The sequence below is a fragment of the Amycolatopsis sp. NBC_01307 genome (assembly GCF_035975215.1).
Classification (GTDB): domain Bacteria; phylum Actinomycetota; class Actinomycetes; order Mycobacteriales; family Pseudonocardiaceae; genus Amycolatopsis.
Window position 1 is genome coordinate 10,157,127 of sequence record NZ_CP108403.1, and the last position, 21,917, is coordinate 10,179,043.

The 21,917-nt window shown below is 72.3% G+C and carries 23 protein-coding genes; 14 read left to right on the forward strand and 9 right to left on the reverse strand.

Annotation, left to right across the window (positions count from 1 at the left end; genetic code table 11):
- Positions 1–6: 6 nt before the first annotated feature.
- From OG439_RS45865 to OG439_RS45885, 5 genes are all read left to right on the forward strand, one after another.
- Complete coding sequence (locus tag OG439_RS45865) at positions 7–858, forward strand: branched-chain amino acid ABC transporter permease (protein WP_247061486.1); 852 nt, start codon at positions 7–9, stop codon at positions 856–858.
- Between the two features lie 2 nt (positions 859–860).
- Positions 861–1,937, forward strand: a complete 1,077-nt coding sequence (locus OG439_RS45870; RefSeq protein ID WP_247061488.1) for a branched-chain amino acid ABC transporter permease — start codon at positions 861–863, stop codon at positions 1,935–1,937.
- Positions 1,924–3,237 carry an ABC transporter substrate-binding protein gene (locus tag OG439_RS45875; RefSeq protein WP_326946590.1) on the forward strand — a complete coding sequence of 438 codons (1,314 nt, stop codon included), beginning with the start codon at positions 1,924–1,926 and terminating at the stop codon, positions 3,235–3,237. Before OG439_RS45870 ends, OG439_RS45875 begins: the two co-directional genes overlap by 14 nt.
- A 63-nt stretch (positions 3,238–3,300) precedes the next feature.
- A complete protein-coding gene (locus OG439_RS45880) occupies positions 3,301–3,885 on the forward strand; it encodes a TetR/AcrR family transcriptional regulator (protein ID WP_326946591.1) in 585 nt (194 codons plus the stop codon).
- 21 nt (positions 3,886–3,906) lie between these two features.
- Positions 3,907–4,845 carry a GlxA family transcriptional regulator gene (locus tag OG439_RS45885; protein WP_326946592.1) on the forward strand — a complete coding sequence of 313 codons (939 nt, stop codon included), beginning with the start codon at positions 3,907–3,909 and terminating at the stop codon, positions 4,843–4,845.
- A gap of 76 nt (positions 4,846–4,921) precedes the next feature.
- Here the strand turns inward: OG439_RS45885 and OG439_RS45890 are convergent, their stop codons facing one another.
- Positions 4,922–5,359, reverse strand: coding sequence for a hypothetical protein (locus tag OG439_RS45890; protein ID WP_326946593.1), 438 nt, complete (start codon positions 5,357–5,359; stop codon positions 4,922–4,924).
- Between the two features lie 163 nt (positions 5,360–5,522).
- Between OG439_RS45890 and OG439_RS45895 the strand changes: the two genes are divergently transcribed.
- Positions 5,523–6,644 (forward strand): Cmx/CmrA family chloramphenicol efflux MFS transporter, encoded by a 1,122-nt coding sequence (locus tag OG439_RS45895; RefSeq protein WP_326946594.1) that lies wholly within the window; start codon positions 5,523–5,525, stop codon positions 6,642–6,644.
- On the opposite strand, the gene OG439_RS45900 is transcribed toward OG439_RS45895, so the two are convergent.
- The gene (locus OG439_RS45900; protein ID WP_326946595.1) at positions 6,575–7,696 is read right to left on the reverse strand and encodes an erythromycin esterase family protein; all 1,122 of its coding nucleotides are present in this window, start codon (positions 7,694–7,696) and stop codon (positions 6,575–6,577) included. The genes OG439_RS45895 and OG439_RS45900 overlap by 70 nt on opposite strands.
- 71 nt (positions 7,697–7,767) lie before the next feature.
- Here OG439_RS45900 and OG439_RS45905 point away from each other — a divergent pair, with 71 nt between their 5' ends.
- The gene (locus OG439_RS45905; protein ID WP_326946596.1) at positions 7,768–8,454 is read left to right on the forward strand and encodes a TioE family transcriptional regulator; all 687 of its coding nucleotides are present in this window, start codon (positions 7,768–7,770) and stop codon (positions 8,452–8,454) included.
- On the opposite strand, the gene OG439_RS45910 is transcribed toward OG439_RS45905, so the two are convergent.
- From OG439_RS45910 to OG439_RS45920, 3 genes are all read right to left on the reverse strand, one after another.
- Positions 8,427–8,636 (reverse strand): hypothetical protein, encoded by a 210-nt coding sequence (locus OG439_RS45910; protein ID WP_326946597.1) that lies wholly within the window; start codon positions 8,634–8,636, stop codon positions 8,427–8,429. The genes OG439_RS45905 and OG439_RS45910 overlap by 28 nt on opposite strands.
- An 84-nt stretch (positions 8,637–8,720) precedes the next feature.
- The gene (locus tag OG439_RS45915; RefSeq protein ID WP_326946598.1) at positions 8,721–9,371 is read right to left on the reverse strand and encodes a response regulator transcription factor; all 651 of its coding nucleotides are present in this window, start codon (positions 9,369–9,371) and stop codon (positions 8,721–8,723) included.
- Positions 9,359–10,561, reverse strand: a complete 1,203-nt coding sequence (locus OG439_RS45920; protein ID WP_326946599.1) for a sensor histidine kinase — start codon at positions 10,559–10,561, stop codon at positions 9,359–9,361. Before OG439_RS45920 ends, OG439_RS45915 begins: the two co-directional genes overlap by 13 nt.
- 133 nt (positions 10,562–10,694) lie before the next feature.
- Here OG439_RS45920 and OG439_RS45925 point away from each other — a divergent pair, with 133 nt between their 5' ends.
- The 4 genes from OG439_RS45925 to OG439_RS45940 all read left to right on the forward strand — a co-directional run bounded on the left by OG439_RS45925 (position 10,695) and on the right by OG439_RS45940 (position 15,470).
- Positions 10,695–11,429, forward strand: a complete 735-nt coding sequence (locus OG439_RS45925; protein WP_326946600.1) for an ABC transporter ATP-binding protein — start codon at positions 10,695–10,697, stop codon at positions 11,427–11,429.
- A gap of 2 nt (positions 11,430–11,431) precedes the next feature.
- Positions 11,432–13,975, forward strand: a complete 2,544-nt coding sequence (locus OG439_RS45930) for an FtsX-like permease family protein (RefSeq protein WP_326951791.1) — start codon at positions 11,432–11,434, stop codon at positions 13,973–13,975.
- A 170-nt stretch (positions 13,976–14,145) separates the two neighbouring features.
- Positions 14,146–14,811, forward strand: coding sequence for a glycoside hydrolase family 11 protein (locus OG439_RS45935; protein WP_326946601.1), 666 nt, complete (start codon positions 14,146–14,148; stop codon positions 14,809–14,811).
- Positions 14,812–14,813: 2 nt separating this feature from the next.
- Entirely contained in the window at positions 14,814–15,470 is a 657-nt protein-coding gene (locus OG439_RS45940; RefSeq protein WP_326946602.1) for a polysaccharide deacetylase family protein, read from the forward strand.
- A gap of 37 nt (positions 15,471–15,507) precedes the next feature.
- Here OG439_RS45940 and OG439_RS45945 read toward each other — a convergent pair whose 3' ends face one another.
- Positions 15,508–16,224, reverse strand: a complete 717-nt coding sequence (locus OG439_RS45945; RefSeq protein WP_326946603.1) for a hypothetical protein — start codon at positions 16,222–16,224, stop codon at positions 15,508–15,510.
- A 32-nt stretch (positions 16,225–16,256) separates the two neighbouring features.
- On the reverse strand, positions 16,257–17,183 hold the full coding sequence (locus OG439_RS45950) for a LysR family transcriptional regulator (RefSeq protein ID WP_326946604.1): 927 nt from the start codon (positions 17,181–17,183) through the stop codon (positions 16,257–16,259).
- A 99-nt stretch (positions 17,184–17,282) separates the two neighbouring features.
- Between OG439_RS45950 and OG439_RS45955 the strand changes: the two genes are divergently transcribed.
- Positions 17,283–18,278, forward strand: coding sequence for a YncE family protein (locus tag OG439_RS45955; RefSeq protein WP_326946605.1), 996 nt, complete (start codon positions 17,283–17,285; stop codon positions 18,276–18,278).
- A gap of 54 nt (positions 18,279–18,332) precedes the next feature.
- A complete protein-coding gene (locus OG439_RS45960) occupies positions 18,333–19,181 on the forward strand; it encodes an alpha/beta hydrolase (RefSeq protein ID WP_326946606.1) in 849 nt (282 codons plus the stop codon).
- Here the strand turns inward: OG439_RS45960 and OG439_RS45965 are convergent.
- Positions 19,178–19,780, reverse strand: a complete 603-nt coding sequence (locus OG439_RS45965) for a response regulator transcription factor (protein ID WP_326946607.1) — start codon at positions 19,778–19,780, stop codon at positions 19,178–19,180. The two genes, OG439_RS45960 and OG439_RS45965, sit on opposite strands and share 4 nt — an antisense overlap.
- Positions 19,777–20,919 carry a sensor histidine kinase gene (locus OG439_RS45970; RefSeq protein ID WP_326946609.1) on the reverse strand — a complete coding sequence of 381 codons (1,143 nt, stop codon included), beginning with the start codon at positions 20,917–20,919 and terminating at the stop codon, positions 19,777–19,779. The genes OG439_RS45965 and OG439_RS45970 overlap by 4 nt, the downstream gene beginning before the upstream one ends.
- Positions 20,920–21,026: 107 nt before the next feature.
- On the opposite strand from OG439_RS45970, the gene OG439_RS45975 reads away from it, so the two are divergent.
- A complete protein-coding gene (locus OG439_RS45975; protein WP_326946610.1) occupies positions 21,027–21,911 on the forward strand; it encodes an ABC transporter ATP-binding protein in 885 nt (294 codons plus the stop codon).
- The last annotated feature ends 6 nt before the right edge of the window (positions 21,912–21,917 follow it).

Below are 21,917 nucleotides of genomic sequence, written 5' to 3' on the forward strand. Positions count from 1 at the left end.
TCCGGTATGCAGGAATTCCTCGACCTGACCCTCGGCGGGATCTCCGCCGGTGCGGTCTACGCGGCCCTCGGGCTCGCGCTGGTCATCATCTACCGGGCCACCCGGGTGGTGAACTTCGCGCAGCCCGCGCTCGCCCTGATCTCGACGTACCTCGCGTACTCGGTGACCAAGGGGACGGGCAGCTACTGGCTCGGCTTCGCCGTCGCGATCGTGGCCGGGACGCTGCTGGGCGTCGTGACCGAACGGCTGCTGATCCGCCCGCTGCGCCACCGCTCCGAGCTCAGCTCGATCATCGTCACCCTCGGGCTGCTGCTGGTGCTGCAGGCGGTCGCCGGGATGATCTGGTCCAACGAGCCGCTGGCGTACCCGTACGCCTTCGACTTCGTCGGCCGGTTCTCCGCCAACGACCTGTTCGTGGTGCTGGTGGTGCTCGCGATCGCCGCGCTCGTGCTGGTGGTGTTCAAGTACACCCCGCTCGGCCTGCGGATGCGGGCGGCCGCGTTCGCCCCCGACGTCGCGCGCACCCTCGGCGTGCGGGTCGGGGTGATGCTCACCGTCGGCTGGGGGATGGCGGCGGCCGTCGGCTCGCTGGCCGGGCTGCTGGCCACCCCGCCGTTCCTGTTCCCGAACGTCCTGGACGGCGTCTTCGTCTACGCGCTCACCGCGGCCGTGCTCGGTGGGCTCGACAACCCGCTGGGCACCATCGCCGGCGGGTTCGTGCTCGGCGTCGGACTGTCCTACGTGTCCGGTTACTTCGGACCGGAGACGGTGACGATCGCCGCGCTGGCGATCCTGGTGATCGTGCTGACGCTGCGGCCGGCCGGGCTGTTCGGCCGGGCGAAGGCGAGGCGGGTGTGAGCGTGCGCACGAGTCTCCCGGAGGCCCCGGCCGGTTCGCCCGCCCGCGCGGGGAAGCGCCGGCTGCCGCCCCTGGTCCTGCACATCCTGGCCGCGCTGGGCGCGCTCGCCGTCGTCGTGGTGCTCTCCCTGGTCACCGACGAGTTCACCAACCTGCGGATCGCGACCGTCGGCTACTACCTGATCGCGGTGGCCGGGCTGACGCTGCTGACCGGCCTCACCGGCCAGGTTTCCCTGGGCCACGGCGCGTTCATGTTCATCGGCGCGTACACCGTCGCGCTGCTGGTGCGCCGGGTCCCGGCGTTCCCGCTGTGGGCCGACCTGCTGCTCGCGGCGGCCGCCGGCGGTCTCGGCGGGCTGCTGGCCGGGGCCGCCGCGGCCCGGCTGCGCGGGCCCTACCTCGCCGGGGCGACGCTCGCGCTGGCCGTCGGCCTGCCCGCGCTGACCCGCCGGTTCCAGGACTTCCTGGGCGGCAGCAACGGCTTGAGCTTCACCGTCCACAGCAGACCGGCGGGCCTGGTCGGCGTCGTGCCGGAACTGCGCTGGCAGACCTGGATCGTCTGGCTCAGCGTGCTCATCGCGCTGGTGTTCGTGGTGAACGTCGTGCGCGGCAAGCTCGGCCGCACCTTCCGCGCCGTCCGCGACGACGAGGTCGCCGCTTCGCTGAGCGGGATCCACGTCGGGCGCACGAAGATCCTGGCGTTCCTCATCAGCGCCGTCTGCGGCGGGCTCGCCGGTGGCCTGCAGGCGTTCCTGCTCGGCACCGCCGCGCCCGGCTCGTTCACGCCCGCGCTGTCGCTGAGCCTGCTGGCCGCCGTGGTCCTCGGCGGGCTCGGGTCGCTCTGGGGCGCGCTGTGGGGCGCGATCGCGCTCGTCTACTTCCAGGCGTGGTCCGAGGACCTCGCCGACGCCCTGCACCTGAACACCGACGTGGCCAACAACCTCCCGCTCGCGGTGTACGGCGTGATCCTCATCGTCGTCGTGCTCGCTTTCCCGCGCGGCATCCAGGGCGGTTTCAGCCGGCTGCGAGGACTTCTCCGTCGATCCGCCGAGCAAAAGGAGACCCATGAGAAGCACTAGAACCGTCGCGGGAATCGCGGTCCTGGCCTTGGCGCTGAGCGCGTGCGGCGGTGCGGGGGAGTCCGACACCAGCGGCACGCAGGCCGCGGACTCGGCGGTCGGCGTCACCAAGGACTCCGTGGTGATCGGCACCCACCAGCCGCTCACCGGGCCGGCCGCGCCGGGCTACAGCAAGATCTCCGTCGGCGCCCGCGCGGTGTTCCAGTCGATCAACGACGGCGGCGGGATCAACGGCCGCAAGATCGACTACAAGGTCGAGGACGACGGTTACAACCCGACCAAGACCGTCGAGGTCGTCAAGAAGCTCGTGCTGCAGGACAAGGTGTTCGCGATCGTCGGCGGCCTCGGCACGCCGACGCACTCCAAGGTCGTCGACTACCTGAACACCGAAGGCGTGCCGGACCTGCTGGTGTCGTCGGGCGCGCTCGCCTGGGACAACCCGCAGAAGGCGCCGATGACCTTCGGGTACCAACTGGACTACACCCGGGAGGGCAAGATCCAGGGCAAGTACATCAAGGACACCTTCGCGGGCAAGAAGGTCGGCTACTTCACCCAGAACGACGACGTCGGCCGCGACACCCAGGCCGGCCTCGACCAGTTCATCAAGGACCAGACGGTCGCCAAGCAGGGTTACGACAGCGCCAACACCGACGTCACGCCGCAGCTGTCCGCGCTCAAGGCGGCCGGCGCGGAGGTCGTCGTGTGCGAGTGCATCCCGGCGTTCACCGCGCTGTCCATCCTGGCCGCGGCGAAGATCGGCTACAAGCCGCAGTTCGTCGTCAGCAGCATCGGCGCCGACCCGGCGACGCTTTCCGGGCTGCTGCAGGACTTCGCCAAGCGCGGCGGCGCGAGCGTGTCGAGCGCGCAGCTGCTGAACGGGCTGATCGGCACCGGTTACCTGCCCGACGTCGCGCAGACGTCCGACCCGTGGGTCGCCTACTTCAAGGGCATCCACGACAAGTACATCCCCAAGGAGCAGCTCACCAACACGCTGTTCTACGGCATGGTGCTGGCCTACACGTTCGCGCAGGCACTCAAGGCCTCCGGGCCCGACCCGACGCGGCAGAAGATCGTCGAAGCCATGAGTTCCGGTTCCCTCAAAGGACCGGGCCTGACGCCGTTCGGATTCTCGAAGGACTCGCACTCGGGGTACACCGGCGGGTACGTGTTCAAGATCAACCCGGACACGACCACGACGGTGATCCAGCAACCGGCCGTCACCGACCGGGGCACCGGCGCGATCACGCCGTACAGCGGCGAACGCGCCACCCCCGACCAGGTGAACCTGCTGGGGAAGTAGAGGAACGTGGGCCGGCTCGCGGCGCCGCGCGAGCCGGCCCACCCTCTCACTTAAGGTGAAGACATGGCGGTCAGGGAAAAGGTCATGCGGGCCGCGGTGCGGTTGTTCGCCGAGAAGGGGTTCGAGGCCACGACGGTCCGCGAGATCGTCGAGACGGCCGGCGTCACCAAAGGTGGCCTGTACCACTACTTCGAGTCCAAAGACGACCTGCTGTTCGAGATCTACAGCGCGATGCTGCGGATGCAGACCCAGCGGATGCGGACCATCGCCGAGTCGGACATGCCGCTGCCGGAACGGTTGCACGCCATCATCGCCGACGTCGTGGTGACGTCCATTGCGGACCTCGACGCGGCGACCGTGTTCTTCCAGTCGTTCCCGCTGCTCGAAAAGTCCAAACAGGTCCAGGTGCGTGCCGAACGCCGGCTTTACCACGAGCGGGTGCGCGACCTCGTCGAGGAAGGCCAGCGAGCGGGCGTCTTCCGCGAAGACGTCCCGGCCGACCTGGTCATCAACTACCACTACGGCGCGATCCACCGCCTCGGCATGTGGTACCACGCCGAGGGTGAGCTGTCGGGTGAGCAGGTGGGCGAGCACTTCGCCAACCTGATGCTGCGCAGCCTCCGCCCGGAGCCGCCGGCGGCCGGGTAGGCCGGGCCTATCGTGGACGGCATGCACATCGTGGCCGTCCTCGCGCCGGACCGGGTCGTCCCCTTCGACCTGGCGACGCCGATCGAGGTGTTCTCCCGGACGCTGCTGCCGAGCGGGCGGCCGGGGTACGAGGTCCGGATCTGCGGTGCGAGCCCCGAGGTCGACGCGGGCGCGTTCACCCTGCGGCCGCCGTTCGGCCTCGACGGGCTCGACGACGCCGACACGGTCATCGTGCCGGGCCGTGACGCGAACCCGCCGGTGGCTCCCGAAGTGCTCGACGCGCTGCGGCGGGCCGCCGCGAGGGGCGCGCGGATCGCGTCGATCTGCTCGGGCGCGTTCATCCTCGCCGAGACCGGCCTGCTCGACGGCCTCCGCGCGACCACGCACTGGGTCGGCGCGGCCGAGCTGGCCCGGCGGCACCCGGCGATCGACGTCGACCCGGACGTCCTCTACGTCGACAACGGTCAGTTCCTGACGTCGGCGGGCGCGGCGGCCGGGCTGGACCTGTGCCTGCACCTGATCCGCCGCGACCACGGCTCGGCGGTGGCGGCCGACGCGGCCCGGCTGTCGGTGATGCCGCTGGAGCGCGAAGGGGGCCAGGCCCAGTTCATCGTCCACGACCAGCCCCCGACCCCGCGCGGCTCGGCGCTGGAGCCGGTGCTGACGTGGATGGAGGAGAACTGCGCGAAGGAGCTGACCCTCGAGGACGTCGCCGCGTACGCCGGGATGAGCACGAGGACGCTCAACCGCCGCTTCCGCGAGCAGACGGGCACGACGCCGCTGCAGTGGCTGCTACGGGTGCGCGTCCGGCGCGCGCAGCACCTGCTGGAGGCGACGGGCCACGCGGTGGACCGGATAGCGGGCGAGGTGGGCTTCGGCTCACCGACGGCGTTCCGGGAGCGGTTCAAGCGAGTCGTCGGAACAAGCCCGAACGCTTACCGGGCCAGCTTCCGGTCGTGAGTGTTTAGGGCGGTTCTAACCGCCCTGACCACTCACGACAAGCCGCGGCAGACCACCCGGCGCGAGGACGGCGTAGCTAACTCGCACTGCGCAAGAGGAAGTCCCGGGTCGAGCCCATGCCGTACTTGTCCACCGGGCTCGACAGTGCCGCCACCTCCCGGAGTACCGGCCGGATGTCGACGCCGTCGGCGCGCGCCGCGGTGCAGAGGGCGTTGAGCGCCACGAGTTCGTCGCGCGGGTCGGCGCCCTGGTCGCAGGCCGAGATGTGCAGCAGCCGGGTGCGGAAGTCCGCGTCGGGCAGGGACACCGCCCAGCGGAACGACGGGTACCGCTCGAACAACGCGCGGACCTCGGCCCGGGCGTCGTCGTCGCCGGTCGCGTAGTGGTCCAGCAGGGCGCGCAGCACTTCCCGCGCACCGGGCGGAAGGACCACCTCGAACGGCTCCCCGTCGAACGGGGCGTTCGCGATCGGCTCCAGGACGGCGTCCACGCGTGCGACTTCCTGCTCGAACATGGGCCCACGGTATCGTCGGACGCGTGTCGAGCCCCGAAGCGTCCAGGACCGGGCTGTCGGTCGCCCCGGCAGCCCGGTAGCTCGCTCCTTTCACCACCCGCGTGCCCGGGTCCCCGGGTGACCACGAAGTCGTCTGCCGATCTCGTGATCCCTGGAGCCTGTTGTGCCCATTCCTGTCTACTTCCTCGCCCTGGCCGTGTTCGCCATGGGCACGTCCGAGTTCATGCTCGCCGGGCTGGTGCCCGACATCGCCGGCGCGCTGGGGGTTTCCCCGGCACAGGCCGGTTTCCTGACGTCCGCGTTCGCCGTCGGCCTGGTCGCCGGCGCGCCGCTGATGGCCGCCGTGGCCCGTTCATGGCGGCGTCGCACGGCGTTGCTGGGCTTCCTCGCGGTGTTCGTCGCGACGCACGTCGTCGGCGGCCTCACCGGATCGTTCGCCGTACTGCTGGTGACGCGGGCGGTGGCCGCGGTGGCTTACGCGGGCTTCCTGGCCGTCGCGCTGACCGCGGCGGCCGGTCTCGTACCGCCGGACCGGACGGGCCGCGCGCTGGCCGTCCTGCTCGGCGGCACGACGCTCGCCTGCGTCGCCGGCATTCCCGGCGGCGCGCTGCTGAGCGCCGCGTTCGGCTGGCGCGCGGCGTTCTGGGCCGTCGCGCTGCTGTGCGTGCCCGCGGTCGCGGGAGTCGCGCGGATCCCCGGCACTCCCGCGACCGCGAAGCCGTCCGGGCTGCGTAAGGAACTCGCCGAGCTGCGACGACCGACGCTCGCCGGGACGCTGCTGCTCGGTGCCCTGGTCAACGCGGCCACGTTCGGCGTCTTCACGGCCCTGGCGCCGCTGTCCGCCGGGATCGCGCCGGTGCCGCTGGTCCTCGCGATCTTCGGCGCCGGCTGCTTCGCCGGCGTGACCGCGGCGGGCCGGCTCGCCGACCGGTGGCCTGGCCAGGTCGTCGCGATCGGCGGGTTCCTGCTGCTCGCGGGCTGGGTCGTGCTGGCGCTGGTCCCGGCCGCGTTGCCCGTCCTGGCGTTCACGCAGGGCGCGTTGTCGTTCGCCGTCGGGAGCACGGTGATCGCGCGGATCCTGCGGCTGGCCGCGGGCGCGCCGACGATGGCGGGCTCGTACGCGACGGCGGCGCTGAACGTCGGCGCCGCCGCCGGCCCGGTGCTCGGGGCGGTGGCGGCGCCGGTCCGGACGGCCGTCGTCCTGATCGCGATCGCTCAGGTGGTCGCGCTGATGTGCAGGACCGCGTCGGCGCCGTCGAGGACCTCGGGGGTGAGCGGGAAGTAACCCGTCTCCGGGATGGCGTCCGTGCGCGTGCGGCCGGGCTCGACCGCGCGCACCAGGCCCCAGCCGTCGACGCGGTCCTGCAGCGAAGCCTCGTAGGTCTCCGGCTCGGGCTCCCCGAGCCGGAGCGCCTCGCTGCGCCCGACGCTCCCGGCGACGAAGACGTACCGCTCGCCCAGCAACGACCCCACGATGGCGCCGGCACCGGACCACACGAGGTTCGCCACCGCCGAGTTCCAGCTGCTCGTGCCGCGCTGCAGGTGGCTGTTGTGGGCGAACACCATCGTCGGCCCCCGCTGGGCCTCGAGGTCGCGGATGTCGAGCAGGTTCTGCGCCATGATCGCGTCGCGGGTGCCGCTGAGGCGCGAATACCGTTCGGCGCCGTCGATCGCCGCCTGCTTGTGGTAGCGCAGCAGGCCGAGCCCGGCGGTGAGGTGCGTCCGCACGCGGACCCACTCGGCGCGTGACGTCGCCGCGATCCGCTCCGGCGCGCGGCTGTAGAGCGTGGTCAGCAGGTCGTCGGCGAGCGCGCGCAGGGCGTCGGCCTCCGGCGTGGCGCCGGGAGAAGCCGCCGCGTCCATGACGGCTTCCGTCCGGCTCCACCGGTCGTCGTCGCCGGCCAGGCTCGCGACGTCGACGTCGAGGCCCAGGTAGTCGCGGGCGTGTTCGAGGTAGCGCCGCGGGCTGGGCGCGCTCATCATCTCGGTGGACGCGTCGAAACCGTGGAACGCCAGGCGTTCCGCGGCCGGGAGGGGCTCGTTGTGCTCACGCATCCAGGCGACCAGGCGCCGGTTGGCGTCCAGCTCCCCGAAGCTGTGCGAGAAGCCTTCCTTCATCGCGGTGTCGAGGGTGCCGGCGCCGTCGCGGACGAAACCGTCCACGGCGAGCGCGGCCACCCGGTCGGTCTCGAGGGCGATCGAACGGAAGCCGTGCCCGGCCAGCTGGGCGAAGAGTGCGTTGCGCCGCAAGGGAAACGCCGGTTCCTGGTGCGACGGCTCGCCGTAACCCAGCAGGGTGCACGACGCAGGGGCGAAGTCTCGGATGTCCTGACTCATGAGGCTCAAGCGTATCGTTGAAAGAACGGTTGAGACTTGGCCTAAGCCGGGCTCGGTAAAGTCTCAACCCGATGAGACCCGCCGACCTGGCCCGCGAGCACGGCCTCTCGACCCAGGCCGTCCGCAACTACGAGGCGGACGGCTTCCTCCCGCCCGCGGACCGCACGCCGAGCGGCTACCGGATCTACACCGGGACGCACGCGGCCGCGTTGCGCGCCTACCTGGCCCTGATCAGGGGATACGGCCACCCGACGGCCGGTCGCGTGATGCTCGCGCTCCACGACGGCCACCTCGACGACGCCCTGCTGGCCATCGACCGCGGCCACGCCCGGCTGCTGCGGGACCGCGAAACCCTCGGCTCGGTGCGCCGCGCGGTGGGCGACCTGACGGCGGAACCCGCGCCGGACCCCGGCGCCCGGACGATCGGCGAGCTGGCGCACCGGCTGCGCGTCACGCCGGCGACCCTGCGGAACTGGGAGCAGGCCGGCATCCTGACGCCCGCGCGCGACGCCGCGGGCTACCGCGTCTACCGCGCGGAGGACGTCCGCGACGCCGACCTCGCCCACCTCCTGCGCCGCGGCGGCTACCCGCTGGGGCACATCGCCACGGTGGTCGAGCAGATCCGGACGGCCGGCGGCACCGAGGAGCTGTCCCGCGCGCTGGCCGGCTGGCAGACGAGGCTCACGGCCCAGGGCGTCGCCATGCTCGACGCGTCGGCGCACCTCGGCGACTACCTGGCCTTGCGGCGGCGGACGTAATGGGTGATCAGCAGGACGGTGCAGACCAGGGCGACCGAGCCGGCGACCATGCGGAGGGTGAAATCCAGCCCTGTCACGGAACCGACGGCGTTGGTTCCGGCGCTGATGACCAGGACCAGCCAGAGGAGCGGGGCGGCCGAGCGGGTGGTGGTGGCGATGGTGTATTCCGGGTCGTTTTCCATGACCAGAACGCTAAAGCGGCGCGACGGCCGGCTCGATGGGTTCAGCACCCGGAATCCGGGTAGCGCCTGCACTACCGCCGAGCGTCAGCTGTCGCGGCCGAGGTAGGCGAGCACGGCCAGCACGCGCCGGTGGCCGCCCTCGTCCGAGGGCAGGTCGAGCTTCTGGAAGATGTTGCGGATGTGCTTGAGCACCGCGCCGTCGCTGACGACGAGCAGCTCGGCGATGGTGCCGTTGTTGTAGCCCTCGGCCATCAGCGCCAGCACCTCGCGCTCGCGCGCGGTGAGCGCGTCCAGGGGGTCCTTCGCGCGGCTGCGGGCCATCAGCTGGCCGATCACCTCGGGGTCCATCGCGGTGCCGCCCTTCGCGACCCGCTGCAGCGCGTCGAGGAACCGCTCGACCTTGCCGACCCGCTCCTTGAGCAGGTAGCCGACCCCGCCGACGCCGTCGGCCAGCAGCTCGACCGCGTAGCTCGTCTCGACGTGGGCCGAGAGCACCAGCACCGGCAGGCCCGGGTGGATCTCGCGGGCCCGGACGGCGGCGCGCAACCCCTCGTCGCGGTGCGTCGGCGGCATGCGCACGTCCATCACGACGGCGTCCGGCCGGTCCGTCCCGACGAACTCGAGGAAGTCCTCGGCGTTGTCGAACGTCGCGGCCACCTCGATGCCCGACGTCTTCAGCAGCAGCGAAAGTCCTTCGCGCAACAGGGCGTCGTCCTCGGCGATCACGACCCGCATGGCAGCTCCACTCGCAGCTCGGTCGGCCCACCGGGTGGGCTGGTCAGGGTGAGGGTCCCGTCGAAGGCCTCGGCGCGCCGCCGGATCCCGGCGAGCCCGCTGCCGCCGGTCTCCACGGCGCCGCCGCGGCCGTCGTCGCGGATGTCGATGGACAGCAGGCCCGCGGGGCCGCCGAGGGTGATCTCGACCTTCGACGCGTCGGCGTGCTTGGTCACGTTGGCCAGCGCCTCGGCCACGACGAAGTACGCGGCGGCCTCGACCGCCGCCGGCCGTCCGGCGTCGTTCTCGACGGTGAGCGCGACCGGCACCGGGCTGCGCTCGCCGAGGGCGCGCACCGCGCCGGCCAGCCCGCGTTCGCTCAGCAGCGGCGGGTAGATGCTGCGCACGACCGTCCGCAGCTCGGCCAGTGCGTCGGTCGCGGTGTCCTGCGCCTTGACCAGCAGGTCCCGCACGGTGTCCGGGTCGCGCTCGTACAGCTGGCCCGCGATGCCCAGCTGGAGCACGACGGCGGCGATCCGCGCCTGCGTGCCGTCGTGCAGGTCACGCTCGATGCGGCGCAGTTCGGCGCCGTGCGCCTCCAGGGCGGCGGCCCGGGTCGCGGTCAGTTCGGCGACGCGGTCGGCCAGGACGACGCCCGCGCCGGGCTTGAGCAGCGACCGCGCGGTACGGGCTTGCCAGCGGGCGACCACCGGCGCGAGGAACAACGTCACCGCGGCCATCACGACGCCGCTGAGCACGGCCAGCCCGGCGGTCGGCCACGAGTGCACGAGGATCCCCATCGATGCCTCGATCCCGCCGGGCACCGCCGGCCAGACGGCGGCCGTGACGACCTGCTGGACCGCGCCGAGCGGCAGGCCGATCGCCAGCGCGCCGATGAGCATCCCGGTCGCCGCGTGGAGCGCGAGCCACGCGACGTCACGGCGCGTCGCCGGGTCGGTCACGGGGTTGCCGTCGCGGTAGGGCTCGGGGATCGGCTCGCCGAGCGCGCGGGCGGCCCGGCGGCGATCGAGCCGGACGACCTTGCGCGACAGCCGGATCGCGGGCGCCACCGACGGGATCCCGATGCCGAACGGGCACAGCACGAGCACGACGAACAGGCCGACGAGGGCGAAGATCGACAACAGCGACGTCGCCGCCCCGGCCAGCAGGTAGCGCACCGCCGACCAGCAGGCACGCAAGCGGGTCGTCACGCCGCCAGTGTCCCACCGAGGCGCACCCCACCGCCGTGGTGGTGCAGGCGCTACCCCCGATCCACCTCCCCACGGGATCGAACGGAGGCCGCCACGAACCTAGTTTTGGTGCTACAGAACGAAAGGGATCGTGATGACCACAGGGTATGCGCTGGAGCTGGCCGAGGTGCGGAAGGTGTACGGCCGCGGCGACGGCGCCGTCACCGCGCTCGACGGGGTGTCCGTGGGGGTGCCGCGAGGGACGTTCACCGCCGTGATGGGGCCGTCCGGTTCCGGCAAGAGCACGTTCCTGCACTGCGCGGCCGGGCTCGACCGGCCGACGTCGGGCCGGGTGCTGCTGGGCGACACCGAGATCGGCAAGCTGAAGGAAACCGCGCTCACGCAGCTGCGGCGCAGCCGGATCGGGTTCGTCTTCCAGGCCTACAACCTGCTGCCGTCGCTGAACGTGCTGCAGAACATCACGCTGCCGACGCGGCTGGCCGGCAGCAAGCCGGACCCGCGCTGGCTGCGCGAAATCGTCGAAGGCGTCGGCATCGCGAAGAAGCTCGAACACCGGCCTTCGGAACTGTCCGGCGGGCAGCAGCAGCGCGTCGCGATCGCGCGGGCGCTCGTCACCCGGCCCGAGGTCGTGCTGGCCGACGAGCCGACCGGCGCGCTCGACACCCGCACCGGACGGCAGGTGCTCGACCTGCTCCGCGCCGTCGTCGAAGGCATGGGCCAGACCGTCCTGATGGTCACGCACGACCCGGTCGCGGCCTCGGCGGCGCACGGCGTCCTGTTCCTCGCCGACGGCAAGCTCGCCGGCCACCTCACGCAGCCCACGCCCGAGCGGGTCGCGGAGCGCATGACGCACCTCGGGGAGTGGTGACCGTGCTGACCCTGGCCCTGCAGACGATCCGGACGCGCATCGGCGGCTTCGCCGGCGCGTTCATCGCGATCCTGTGCGGCGCGGCCCTGGTGGCCGCGTGCGGGATCCTCATGGAGTCCGGCCTGCGCGCCGGCGTCCCGACGCAGCGGTACGCGGCCGCGGCCGTCGTCGTCGGCGGCACCCAGTCGGTGCGGCCGCCCGGCGCCGACGCGCTGTCGTCCGAGCAGGTCGGCGAGCAGGCCACCGTGCCCGCGGACCTGGCCGGCCGGCTCGCCGCGGTCCCCGGCGTCCGCGCCGCGGTGGCGGAGCAGAGCTTCCCGGCGCAGGTGGTGACCCGTGACGGGCAGGTGCTGACCGGCGTCCCGTCGCTCGGGCACAACTGGGACGCGGCGGTCCTGGCGCCGTTCACGCTGAGCGCCGGCCGGGCGCCGGCGACCGACGGCGAGGTCGTGCTCGACGCCGACCTGGCCCAGCGCGCCGGCGTCGTCGTCGGCGACCAGGTGCGCGTCATGACGCGGTCGACGCCGGTGCCGTTCCGGGTGTCCGGCGTGGCCACCGCGGCCGGCCTGTCGCGGCAGTCGGCGCTGTTCTTCACGACGTCGCAGTCAGCTCACCTGGCCGCTCGGCCGGGCCAGGTGAACGCGATCGGCGTCCTGGCCGACCCGGGTGTCGCTCCGGACGCGCTCGCCGACCGCGTGCGCGCCGCGACGGCCGGGGCGCCGGTCGAGGTGACCAGCGGCGTCGAGCGCAGCACCGTCGAGTTCCTCGACGTCAGCCAGACCCGCACGCTGCTGCTCGCGATCGCCGGCTCGTTCGGCGGGTTCGCGCTGATGGTGGCGGTGTTCGTGGTGGCGAGCACCCTCGCGCTCACGATCAACCAGCGGCGGCGCGAGTTCGCGTTGCTGCGGGCCGTCGCGGCGACGCCGAAGCAGATCCGCAAGCTCATCGGCGTCGAGACGACGCTCATCGCGCTGGTCGCCGGCGTGCTCGGCAGCCTGCTGGGGCTGGCGGTCGCCGCCGGGATGCGCGACGCGTTCGCCGCGATCGGCGTCATCCCGGCGGACTTCGGCCTGGTGATCGGCCCGCTCCCGCTGGTGGCGGCGGTGGTCCTCGGCCTGGGCGCGGCGCGGCTGGCGGCCTGGACGGCGTCGCGGCGGCCGTCGACGATCAAGCCGGTCGAGGCGCTCGGCGAGGCCGCGGTGGAGCGGCGTGAGCTCGGCAAGGTCCGGCTCGTCACGGGCTGGGCGCTGGTGCTGATCGGCCTCGGCGGCGCGGCGGTCCCGCTGTTCGTGCACGGCGACGCGGGCACGGCGGCGTCGTCGATGGCGACGCTCGTGACCGTCATCGGGCTGGCGGTCGTGGGGCCGCAGGTGGTCGGGCTGATGGTGCGGGTGCTCGCGCCGGTGCTGTCGCGGGTGTCGCGGATCAGCGGTTACCTGGCCGCGGCGAACAGCCAGGCCAACACGCGCCGGCTGGCGGCGGCGGTGACCCCGCTGATGCTGGCGGTGGCGTTCGCGCTGTCGATGTTCTACAGCCAGACGTCGGCTTCGGCGGCCGCCGAGCAGCAGACGACGCGGTCGACCACGGCGGACTACGTGCTCACGAGCCCGGCGGGCGGCATCTCCCCGGAGGTGGCCGAAGCGGTCCGCCGCGTCCCGGGCGTGGCGGCGGCGACGCCGGTGGTGCGCACCCAGGTGATCGTGGCGACGCCCACGGGCGAAGACATCGACGTCCAGAGCCTGCCCGCGCAGGGCCTGCTGGGCGACCAGGCCGGCGCGACCCTGGACCTGGGCATCTCGGCCGGCCGCCTGGCGGACCTGCGGGGCGACACGGTGGCGCTGAGCGAGTCGGAGGCGAGCTGGCTGGGCAAGAAGATCGGCGACCAGGTCGAGTTCTATTACGGAGACGGGGTTCCGGCCACCCTCCGCCTGGTAGCGACGTACACACACGACTTGGCCTTCGGCGACTTCGTGCTGCCTGCGTCGCTGGCTCGTGCGCACACCGGCGACCAGCTGGACGACTCGGTCCTGGTCCGCCGTTCGCCCACCGCGGACCCCTCGGCCGTGTCCGCGGCCTTGGGTGCGGTCGCCGAGCGCTACCCGGGCTTGGGTTTCACCGCGGCATCCCCGGAAACGGGCGGCCAGCGCCAGGCCCAGTTCTACCTGAACCTGGTGGCGGTCGGCGTGCTGATCGGCTACGTCGCGATTTCGGTGGCCAACACCCTGGTGATGAGCACCGCCCAGCGCGGCCGCGAGTTCGCGTTGATGCGCTTGGTGGGCACAACGCGCGGCCAGGTCATCCGGATGATGCGCCTGGAGGCACTGGCCACGGTCGGAGTCGCGGCGGTCGTCGGGACGCTGGTTCCGTTGGTACCGCTGGCGTTGCTGAACATGGGCCTGCGGGGGACGGTGGTGCCGTCGGGCTCACCGACCGTCTACTTGGGAATCATCGCGGGTGCGGTGTTGCTGGGGTTGCTGTCGATGGGCCTGTCGACCCGGGTAGCGCTGCGAGCCAAGCCGATCGACGCCATCGGGCTGCGGGAGTAGCCGTGGCCGCGGATCCGCCCTGCTGCAGTCAGCACTGCAGCAGGGCGTTGATCCGTAGGCGGGGCGGCTCGAAACTCTCGAAAATCTTCGAAAGTTATTGCCCAACCAACCGTGCGGAAATCATGCTTCCGTCATCCTGGCTTGCCTGCCAGCCTCAATGAGGAGGAAGCATGCGCACCAAGAACCACGGCCGCTTCAGGGCGTTGACCGGCGGGGTCGCCCTGGCGCTGATCGCCGCGTTGACGCCGGGTGTCGCCCACGCCGACACCGTTGTCACCACCAATCAGACCGGGACCAGCAACGGCTACTACTACTCCTTCTGGACCGATGGTGGTGGCTCGGTTTCGATGACGCTCGGCTCCGGTGGCAACTACCGCACCTCCTGGAGCAACACCGGGAACTTCGTCGCCGGCAAGGGGTGGAGCAACGGGAGCCGGCGGACCGTGAACTACTCCGGCAGCTTCAACCCCTCCGGCAACGGCTACCTCGCGCTCTACGGCTGGACGTCGAACCCGCTCGTCGAGTACTACATCGTCGACAACTGGGGCACCTACCGGCCCACCGGTACCTACAAGGGCACCGTCACCAGCGACGGCGGCACCTACGACGTCTACCAGACCACGCGGTACAACGCGCCGTCCGTCGAAGGGACCAGGACCTTCAACCAGTACTGGAGCGTGCGGCAGCAGAAGCGGACCGGCGGCACCATCACCACCGGCAACCACTTCGACGCGTGGGCGCGCTACGGCATGCGGCTGGGCAACTTCAGCTACTACATGATCCTCGCGACCGAGGGTTACCAGAGCAGCGGCAACTCGAACCTGACGGTGGGCTGATCATGCGCAAATCCCTGGTGGCCGCCGCCGTGCTGGCCGCGGCGAGCACGATCTCCGTCACCCCGGCCCACGCGGCCGCCTGTTCCGGGTACGTCGGGCTCACCTTCGACGACGGCCCGTCCAACGGTAACACCCCGGCGCTGCTGAACGCGTTGCGGCAGAACGGCTTGCGCGCGACGATGTTCAACGAGGGGCAGTACGCGGCCGCGTACCCGGCGCAGGTGCGGGCGGAGGTGAGCGCCGGGATGTGGGTCGGCAACCACAGTTACACGCACCCGCACCTGATCCAGCAGAGCCAGTCCCAAGTGGACTCGGAGGTCTCCCGGACGCAGCAGGCGATCGCCGGCGCGGGCGGCGGCACCCCGCGCCTGTTCCGGCCGCCGTACGGCGAGACCAACACGACCCTCCGGACGGTCGAAGCGAAGTACGGTCTCACCCAGATCATCTGGGACGTCGATTCGCAGGACTGGAACGGCGCGAGCGTGGACGCGATCGTCGCGGCCAACGCCCGGCTGCAGAACGGCCAGATCATCCTGATGCACGAGTGGCCGGCCAACACCCGGACGGCGATCCCGCGCATCGCGCAGGGGCTGGCCTCCCGCGGCCTGTGCGCGGGGATGATCTCCCCGCAGACGGGCCGCGCGGTCGCCCCGGCCTGAACCGGACGCGCGGCGGCTCCCGGCGAGCCGCCGCGCGTCAGTTCACGTACCACTCGACCCGGACGGCCGTCGCCGACCGGGTCCGCAGCTCCGCGCACACCTCGTGCGTCACGAGCACGCCCGTGCGCCGGCAGAGCCGGGGCACCCCGTCGATCTCGCTCGCCGGCGTGAAACCGTGCGGCACCAGGTAGCCGCGCATCACGTCGGTGGCGCGGTCGCCGGTGGCGTCCAGGACACCCCAGCACCCGCCGGACCCACAGCCGACGGTCCGCACGACCGTCAGCTGCGACGGCCCGGGCGCGACGCCTTCGTCCCCGGGCGGCGCCTCCCACTCCGAGAACACGACGACGCCGGCCGCCACGAACCCGACGACCACCATGGTGAGCAGCAGCGAGCTGGGACGCTGCCGTTCGACGAGCATCCCGACGGCGCCGACGACGGCCGCGAGAGCGGTGTGGAACCAGTAGACCTCGATCGCCGCGGGCACCCACGGCCCGGCCAGCTCGAGCCCGCGCGGCACCGTGAACCAGGCCAGCAGGAGCAGCAGCACCAGCCCGAAGAGCACGCCGGTTCGCGGTGCCGTCGCGAGGGAGCACCAGGCGATGACCGGAAGCAGCCCGAAGAAGGCCGCGAAGGGGTGCTCCCAGGAGAACGCGGCGACGCCGACGGCGGCGACGACCAGCGCGATCCGCCACCAGTGCCGGCCCAGCCACGACGGCACGGTGATCGGTTCGGCTACCCCGGAGTCGGTCACCGGGTGATTATCCCGGCGCCGGTGCCGATGGGTCAGCGCGCTGCCCAGCGGAGTTCCTCGCCCAGGGCCCGCCGCACCGCCGAGCGCAGCCAGGAGTGCCCGCCGTCCGCGGAGTTCCGTGGGTGCCACGCCATCCCGATCACCACCGGTGGCAGCGGCAGCGGCACCTCCAGCAGCCGCAGCCCCAGCGCGCGGGCCGCCTCCGTCATCGGGCCGGTCTCACCGCCCGGCACCAGGCACACCAGGTCCGTCCGCGCCGCCAGCGTCATCGCCGTCAGATGGCTGGGCAGCACCGCCACCACCCGCCGTCGCAGGTCGGCGTCCGCCAGGGCCACGTCCGCCGGGCCCGTGAAGCGGCCCCGGCGGCTCACTACCACGTGCGACGCCGCCGCGAAGCGGGCCGGTGTCAGGCGCCCCTCGGTCAGCGGGTGGCCCGCGCGGACCCCCGCCGCCATGTGCAGGGTGACCAGGGGTTCCGTGCGGGTTTCCGGGTCCGCGTGGTCCAGGGCCCCGATCTCGAGGTCGACCTGGCCGTCGCGCAGGGCCGGGCCGCCCTCCAGCTCCTCGGCCCGGAACCGCACCGACACCCCGGGGGCCTCCGCAGCCGCGAGGTCCAGCAGGCCCGGGGCCAGCGCCGCGGCGACGATGTCGGCCGCCTGGACCGTGAACGTCCGGTGCAGCGTCAGCGGGTCGACGTCCTCGCCGGGGGAGAGCAGCGCCCCGCAGCGGCGGACCACTGCGGCCACCTCGTCGCGCATCGCCTCTGCTCGCGGCGTCGGCACCATCGCCTGCCCCGCGCGCACCAGCAGCGGGTCGCCCAGCACCCGCCGCAGCCGGGCCAGGGTGCGGCTCATCGCCGCCGGGGACGTGCGCAGCCGCTCCGCCGCGCGCGTGACGCTGTGTTCGGCCAGCAACGCGTCCAGCGCCACCAGCAGGTTCGCATCGATGTTCACCAGCATCGTTCCGATCTGAGCAACTATCCCGTGCTGACATTCCTATTGTGGCAATCCCGCCGCACGACGCAAGGTGGGACCAGAACGAACGAAGGAGAAACCAAGATGTCCACCTACCCCCGCCCCGGCGACCGGATCGCCGTCGTCAGCCAGAGCGGTCCCACCGTCACCCTGTTCGACGCCGCCACCCACGAGGCCGGCGCCGTCCTGACCGTGCCGGCCGAGCCGCACGAGCTGTGTTTCGACGCCGAACACCGGCTGCTCTACTGCACCAGCGCCTACGTCCGCGGCTACTACGGCGCCCACGACGGCCACAACCACCAGGTCACCGTCATCGACCCGGACGCCGGTGAGATCGTCGAGGTGCTCGACCTCTCACCCGAGCACGGGCCGCACGGCCTGGCCCTCGACCCGGCCCGGCGGCTGCTCTACGTCAGCGTCGAGGCCGGTCCGGCGGGCCCCGGCGGGGTCGTCGTCGTGGACACGACCACGCGCCGCGTGCTGCGCCGCATCGACACCCTCGCGCCCGGCCCGCACTGGTTCGCCATCGACCCGGACGGCCTGCGCGGGTACGCGGCGAACAAGGAAGCGCCGTTCGTCACGGTGGTCGACCTGGCCACCGGCGAGCTGCTCGACAAGATCGCCGTGGCCGGCAGCGAGGGCATCGCCGTCAGCCCGGACGGCGCGACCGTCGCGGTGGCCGTGCGGGACGCCGAGCCCGGCGTCGCGCTGATCGACACCCGGAGCGGCACGGTCGTGCGGACCCTGCCCGCCGCCCACGCCGTCATCCCGGTGCACTGGACGGCCACCGGCCTGCTGCTGGCCGGCGAGCAGCACCGCCCCGACGGCCGCCTGTCCGTCTGGAAGGGCGTGTCGCCCGAGGCGCTGGAGCTGGTCGGGACGGCGGAGGTCGGCACGATGCCGCTGACGCTGACGTCGTCCCCCGACGGCGACCGCGCGTACGTCTCGGCGGTGGTCGGGTCCACGGTCACCGTCGTCGACCTGGCGGATCCCGCGAAGCCCACCGTCGTCGACACGCTCGCCGTGCCGCGCGCCGGCGAGCCCGGCGCGCACGGCCTGGCCTACATCCCGGCCGGCTGAGGACTGGAACCGGCGGGGCGCATGAGGCAGGGTGGGCGGAACGAGGAGGCAACGATGCCCGATGAGACGTTCACCCTGCCCGGAAGCGTGACCGCGTACCGCTGGGACCCGGCGGGGCCGCCGGTCGGCGTGCTGCAGCTGACCCACGGCATGGGGGAGCACGTGCTCCGTTATGACCGGGTCGCCCGCGCGTTCACCGATCGCGGGTTCGCCGTCTACGGCCAGGACCACCGCGGCCACGGCGCGTCCATCCGGGACACACCCGGCGACCTCGGCCCGGACGGCTGGCCGGCGCTGGTCGCCGACATCGGCGTGCTCACCGCGCATATCCGCGAAGAACAGCCGGGCCTGCCGGTCGTCCTGCTCGCGCACAGCATGGGCTCGTTCGCGGCCCAGCAGTACCTGCTCGACCACTCGGCGGACGTCGACGCGGCCGTCCTCACCGGTACGGCCGCGCTCGACGTCCTGGAGCCGGCGCTGGACCTCGACCAGCCGCTGGACCTGGCGATGTTCAACGCGCCGTTCCAGCCGCCGCGCACGGACTACGACTGGCTCAGCCGCGACGAGTCCGAAGTGGACGCCTACGTCGCGGACCCGTTGTGCGGCTTCGGGATCGACCCGGCGAACACGAAGGCGATGTTCGCCGGTGCCCGTCGGCTGGCCGATCCCGAAGCAGTCGGCGGGATGCGCGAGGACCTGCCGATGTACCTGGCCGTCGGTGAGCAGGACCCGGTCAACGGCAACCTCGCGCTGTTCGACGTCCTGGTCCAGCGCTACCGCGACGCGGGCATCAAGGACCTGACGGTCAAGGTCTACCCGGGCGCCCGGCACGAGATCCTCAACGAGACGAACCGCGCCGAGGTCGTCGCGGAACTGCTGGCGTGGACGGAAAAGCTGGTCTAGAGCCAGTCGTGCTCGCGGGCGTATCGGGCAGCTTCGTGGCGGGTGCGGGTCTGGGTCTTCTGCATCGCGTTCGAGAGGTAGTTGCGGACCGTGCCCTCCGCGAGGTGCAGCTGACCCGCGATGTCGGCGACCGCGAACCCCTCGCGGGTCGCGCGCAGGACGTCGACTTCGCGGTCGGTGAGCGGGCAGTCGTCGACGACGGCGAGCGCGGAGACGTCCGGGTCGATCCAGCGCTTGCCCTCGTGCAGGGTCTTGATCACCGACGTGATGTGCGCCGGTTCCGCCGCCTTGCTGACGAACCCCTGGACACCGAGCTTCAGCGCCTTGCGCAGCACTCCGGGCCGGGCGTGCCGGGTGAGCATGAGGATCACCTGGTCCGGCCGCGTGCGGCGGATCTCGGCGACGGCGCCGAGCCCGTCCACGTTGGGCATTTCGAGGTCGATCACGAGCACGTCCGGCCGGTGTTCCAGGGTGGCCTTCACGGCTTGTTCGCCGTCTTCGGCCTCGGCGAGCACGGTGATCTCGCCCTCGAGGGGCAGCAACGCCGCCAACGCCTTGCGCAGCAACGCCTCGTCGTCGGCGAGCACCACGGTCGTCATCGGACGTCCCCCCGTCGCGGGAAAACGGCCGCGGTCAGGAACCGGCCGTCCTGCTGTTCCACCTTCAGCTCGCCCCCACCTTCCGCCAGCCGCTGCCGGAGAGTGGCGAGGCCGTTCAGCTCGGGCGGTCCGCCCTCCTGCGCGCCGTCGTTGACGATGGAGATCCCGGACTCCGTGAGCGTGATCCGCACCTGCTCGGCCTGGGCGTGGCGCAGGATGTTCGTCGTCGTCTCGCGCAGGACCTGGCCGAGCAACTCGCCCGCCCGCGCGTCGACCTCGGCCTCGCGGTCGACGCGCACGTGGATGCCCGCGGCCTCGAAGAGGTTCTTCGCGTTCTCCAGCTCCGCGGACAGGTTGAGCCGCCGCTGGGCGTAGGCGAGCTCCTTGGTCTGGACGATGGTGTCGCCGACCAGGGTGTGCACTTCCTTCAGCTCCTCTTGGGCCCGGTCGACGTCGCTGCGCAGCAGCTTTTCGGCCAGCGCGACCTTCAGCTTGACGACGTGCAGCGTGTGGCCCTGGATGTCGTGCAGGTCGCTGGCGAAGCGCATGCGCTCGCGGATGACGGCCAGCTCCGCCTCCCGGTCGCGGGACTGCTCCAGCTCGGCCACCAGGTCGTAGAACCGCTGGCTGACGAACGTGAACGCGGTCGACACCACGACGGACACAGCCGGGATGACGACGAACTGCATCAGCCGTCCGATGCCGTGGCCGGAGTCGGGGTGCACGAACAGGTTCGTCGAGCCCAGCGCGGCGACCAGCACGCCCAGCCCCAGCAGGGCCGCGATGCGGTGGCGGGGCAGCGGCGGGATGGTGAACGAGCCGACGACGCACAGGCCGTAGAACGAGGAGGAGTCGTCGTTGATCGCCCCGGCGAGCCAGACCGCCGCGGTGATGGCCACGCAGGGCCGCGCGACGCGGATGAAGTCGCCCGCGGTCCAGCGCTCCGCGGTCGCCAGCGCGGCGGCCAGGCCGATGACCTGCAGCACGACGTGCCACCAGGTGCGGGCGGTGAGCACCACCAGCAGCACCCCGACGAACGCCAGCGGCGGCACCGTCGTGATGAGGTTGAGCCGGCGCAGCCGTTCCTGCACCGCCCCACCGGTCCAGGTCGCCCGGCGCGCGAGCGTGGTCACCTCCATACCCCGAGCGTAACGGCCACGGCGGGCCCCACCAGTGACACCACGTCATGTCCTGTGGTGACGTGGCCACACTGCCGCCGGGGCGCGAACGGGGCTGGAATCGGAGCATGTCCACGACACCAGTCATCGACGTCGACCACCTGAACCTCACCTACGGCGGCTTCCACGCCGTGCGGGACCTCCCGTTCCAGGTCGAGCGCGGCGAGCTGTACGCGCTGCTCGGGACGAACGGCGCCGGCAAGACCTCGACCCTCGAGACCGTCGAGGGCCACCGCGCGCCCACCTCGGGCGCCGTGCGGGTGTTCGGGAAGAGCCCGCGCGACCGCGCCGCGGTGCGGCCCCGGATGGGGATCATGTTGCAGGAGAGCGGGTTCTCCCCGGACCTGACCGTGCGCGAGTCGGTCCGGCTGATCGGCAGCCTCACCGAGCGGGCCGACAACGTCGAGCGCGTGCTCGGCATCGTCGACCTCACGCGCAAAGCGGGCACGAAGGTGTCGCAGCTGTCCGGCGGTGAGAAGCGGCGGCTGGACTTCGCCACCGCCGTCTACGGGACGCCGGAGCTGATCTTCCTCGACGAGCCCACCACCGGCCTGGACATCCAGTCCCGCGACGCGCTGTGGGACGCCGTCGACCGGCTGCGCGAGGACGGCTCGACCATCGTGCTCACCACGCACTACCTCGAAGAGGCCCAGCAGCGCGCCGACCGCATCGGCCTGATGCACGAGGGCACCTTCCACCGCGAGGGCACCGTCGCCGAACTGACGCGGACGCTGCCCTCGACCATCCACTTCGCACTCCCGCCGCACGCGCCGGCGCCGCCGCTGCAGGCCACCCGCGAGCCGGACGGCCGGTTCCTCATCGAGACCTTCGGCCTGCAGAAGGACCTCCACACCGTGCTCGCCTGGGCGCAGGACCACGCCGTCGAGCTGCGTGGGCTCGAAGCCGGCCCGACCCGCCTCGACGACGTCTTCCGCGCCATCAGCAACTCCTGAGAAAGG

Coding starts and splice junctions, on each gene's coding strand:
- OG439_RS45950 (WP_326946604.1), bottom strand. CDS start 17,183: ATGCTGGTGAACATCGATGCGAACCTGCTGGTGGCGCTGGACGCGTTG.
- OG439_RS45970 (WP_326946609.1), bottom strand. CDS start 20,919: ATGGAGGTGACCACGCTCGCGCGCCGGGCGACCTGGACCGGTGGGGCG.
- OG439_RS45880 (WP_326946591.1), top strand. CDS start 3,301: ATGGCGGTCAGGGAAAAGGTCATGCGGGCCGCGGTGCGGTTGTTCGCC.
- OG439_RS45910 (WP_326946597.1), bottom strand. CDS start 8,636: ATGGAAAACGACCCGGAATACACCATCGCCACCACCACCCGCTCGGCC.
- OG439_RS45900 (WP_326946595.1), bottom strand. CDS start 7,696: ATGAGTCAGGACATCCGAGACTTCGCCCCTGCGTCGTGCACCCTGCTG.
- OG439_RS45890 (WP_326946593.1), bottom strand. CDS start 5,359: ATGTTCGAGCAGGAAGTCGCACGCGTGGACGCCGTCCTGGAGCCGATC.
- OG439_RS45865 (WP_247061486.1), top strand. CDS start 7: ATGCAGGAATTCCTCGACCTGACCCTCGGCGGGATCTCCGCCGGTGCG.
- OG439_RS45975 (WP_326946610.1), top strand. CDS start 21,027: ATGTCCACGACACCAGTCATCGACGTCGACCACCTGAACCTCACCTAC.
- OG439_RS45885 (WP_326946592.1), top strand. CDS start 3,907: ATGCACATCGTGGCCGTCCTCGCGCCGGACCGGGTCGTCCCCTTCGAC.
- OG439_RS45935 (WP_326946601.1), top strand. CDS start 14,146: ATGCGCACCAAGAACCACGGCCGCTTCAGGGCGTTGACCGGCGGGGTC.
- OG439_RS45875 (WP_326946590.1), top strand. CDS start 1,924: ATGAGAAGCACTAGAACCGTCGCGGGAATCGCGGTCCTGGCCTTGGCG.
- OG439_RS45955 (WP_326946605.1), top strand. CDS start 17,283: ATGTCCACCTACCCCCGCCCCGGCGACCGGATCGCCGTCGTCAGCCAG.
- OG439_RS45905 (WP_326946596.1), top strand. CDS start 7,768: ATGAGACCCGCCGACCTGGCCCGCGAGCACGGCCTCTCGACCCAGGCC.
- OG439_RS45940 (WP_326946602.1), top strand. CDS start 14,814: ATGCGCAAATCCCTGGTGGCCGCCGCCGTGCTGGCCGCGGCGAGCACG.
- OG439_RS45925 (WP_326946600.1), top strand. CDS start 10,695: ATGACCACAGGGTATGCGCTGGAGCTGGCCGAGGTGCGGAAGGTGTAC.
- OG439_RS45960 (WP_326946606.1), top strand. CDS start 18,333: ATGCCCGATGAGACGTTCACCCTGCCCGGAAGCGTGACCGCGTACCGC.
- OG439_RS45965 (WP_326946607.1), bottom strand. CDS start 19,780: ATGACGACCGTGGTGCTCGCCGACGACGAGGCGTTGCTGCGCAAGGCG.
- OG439_RS45915 (WP_326946598.1), bottom strand. CDS start 9,371: ATGCGGGTCGTGATCGCCGAGGACGACGCCCTGTTGCGCGAAGGACTT.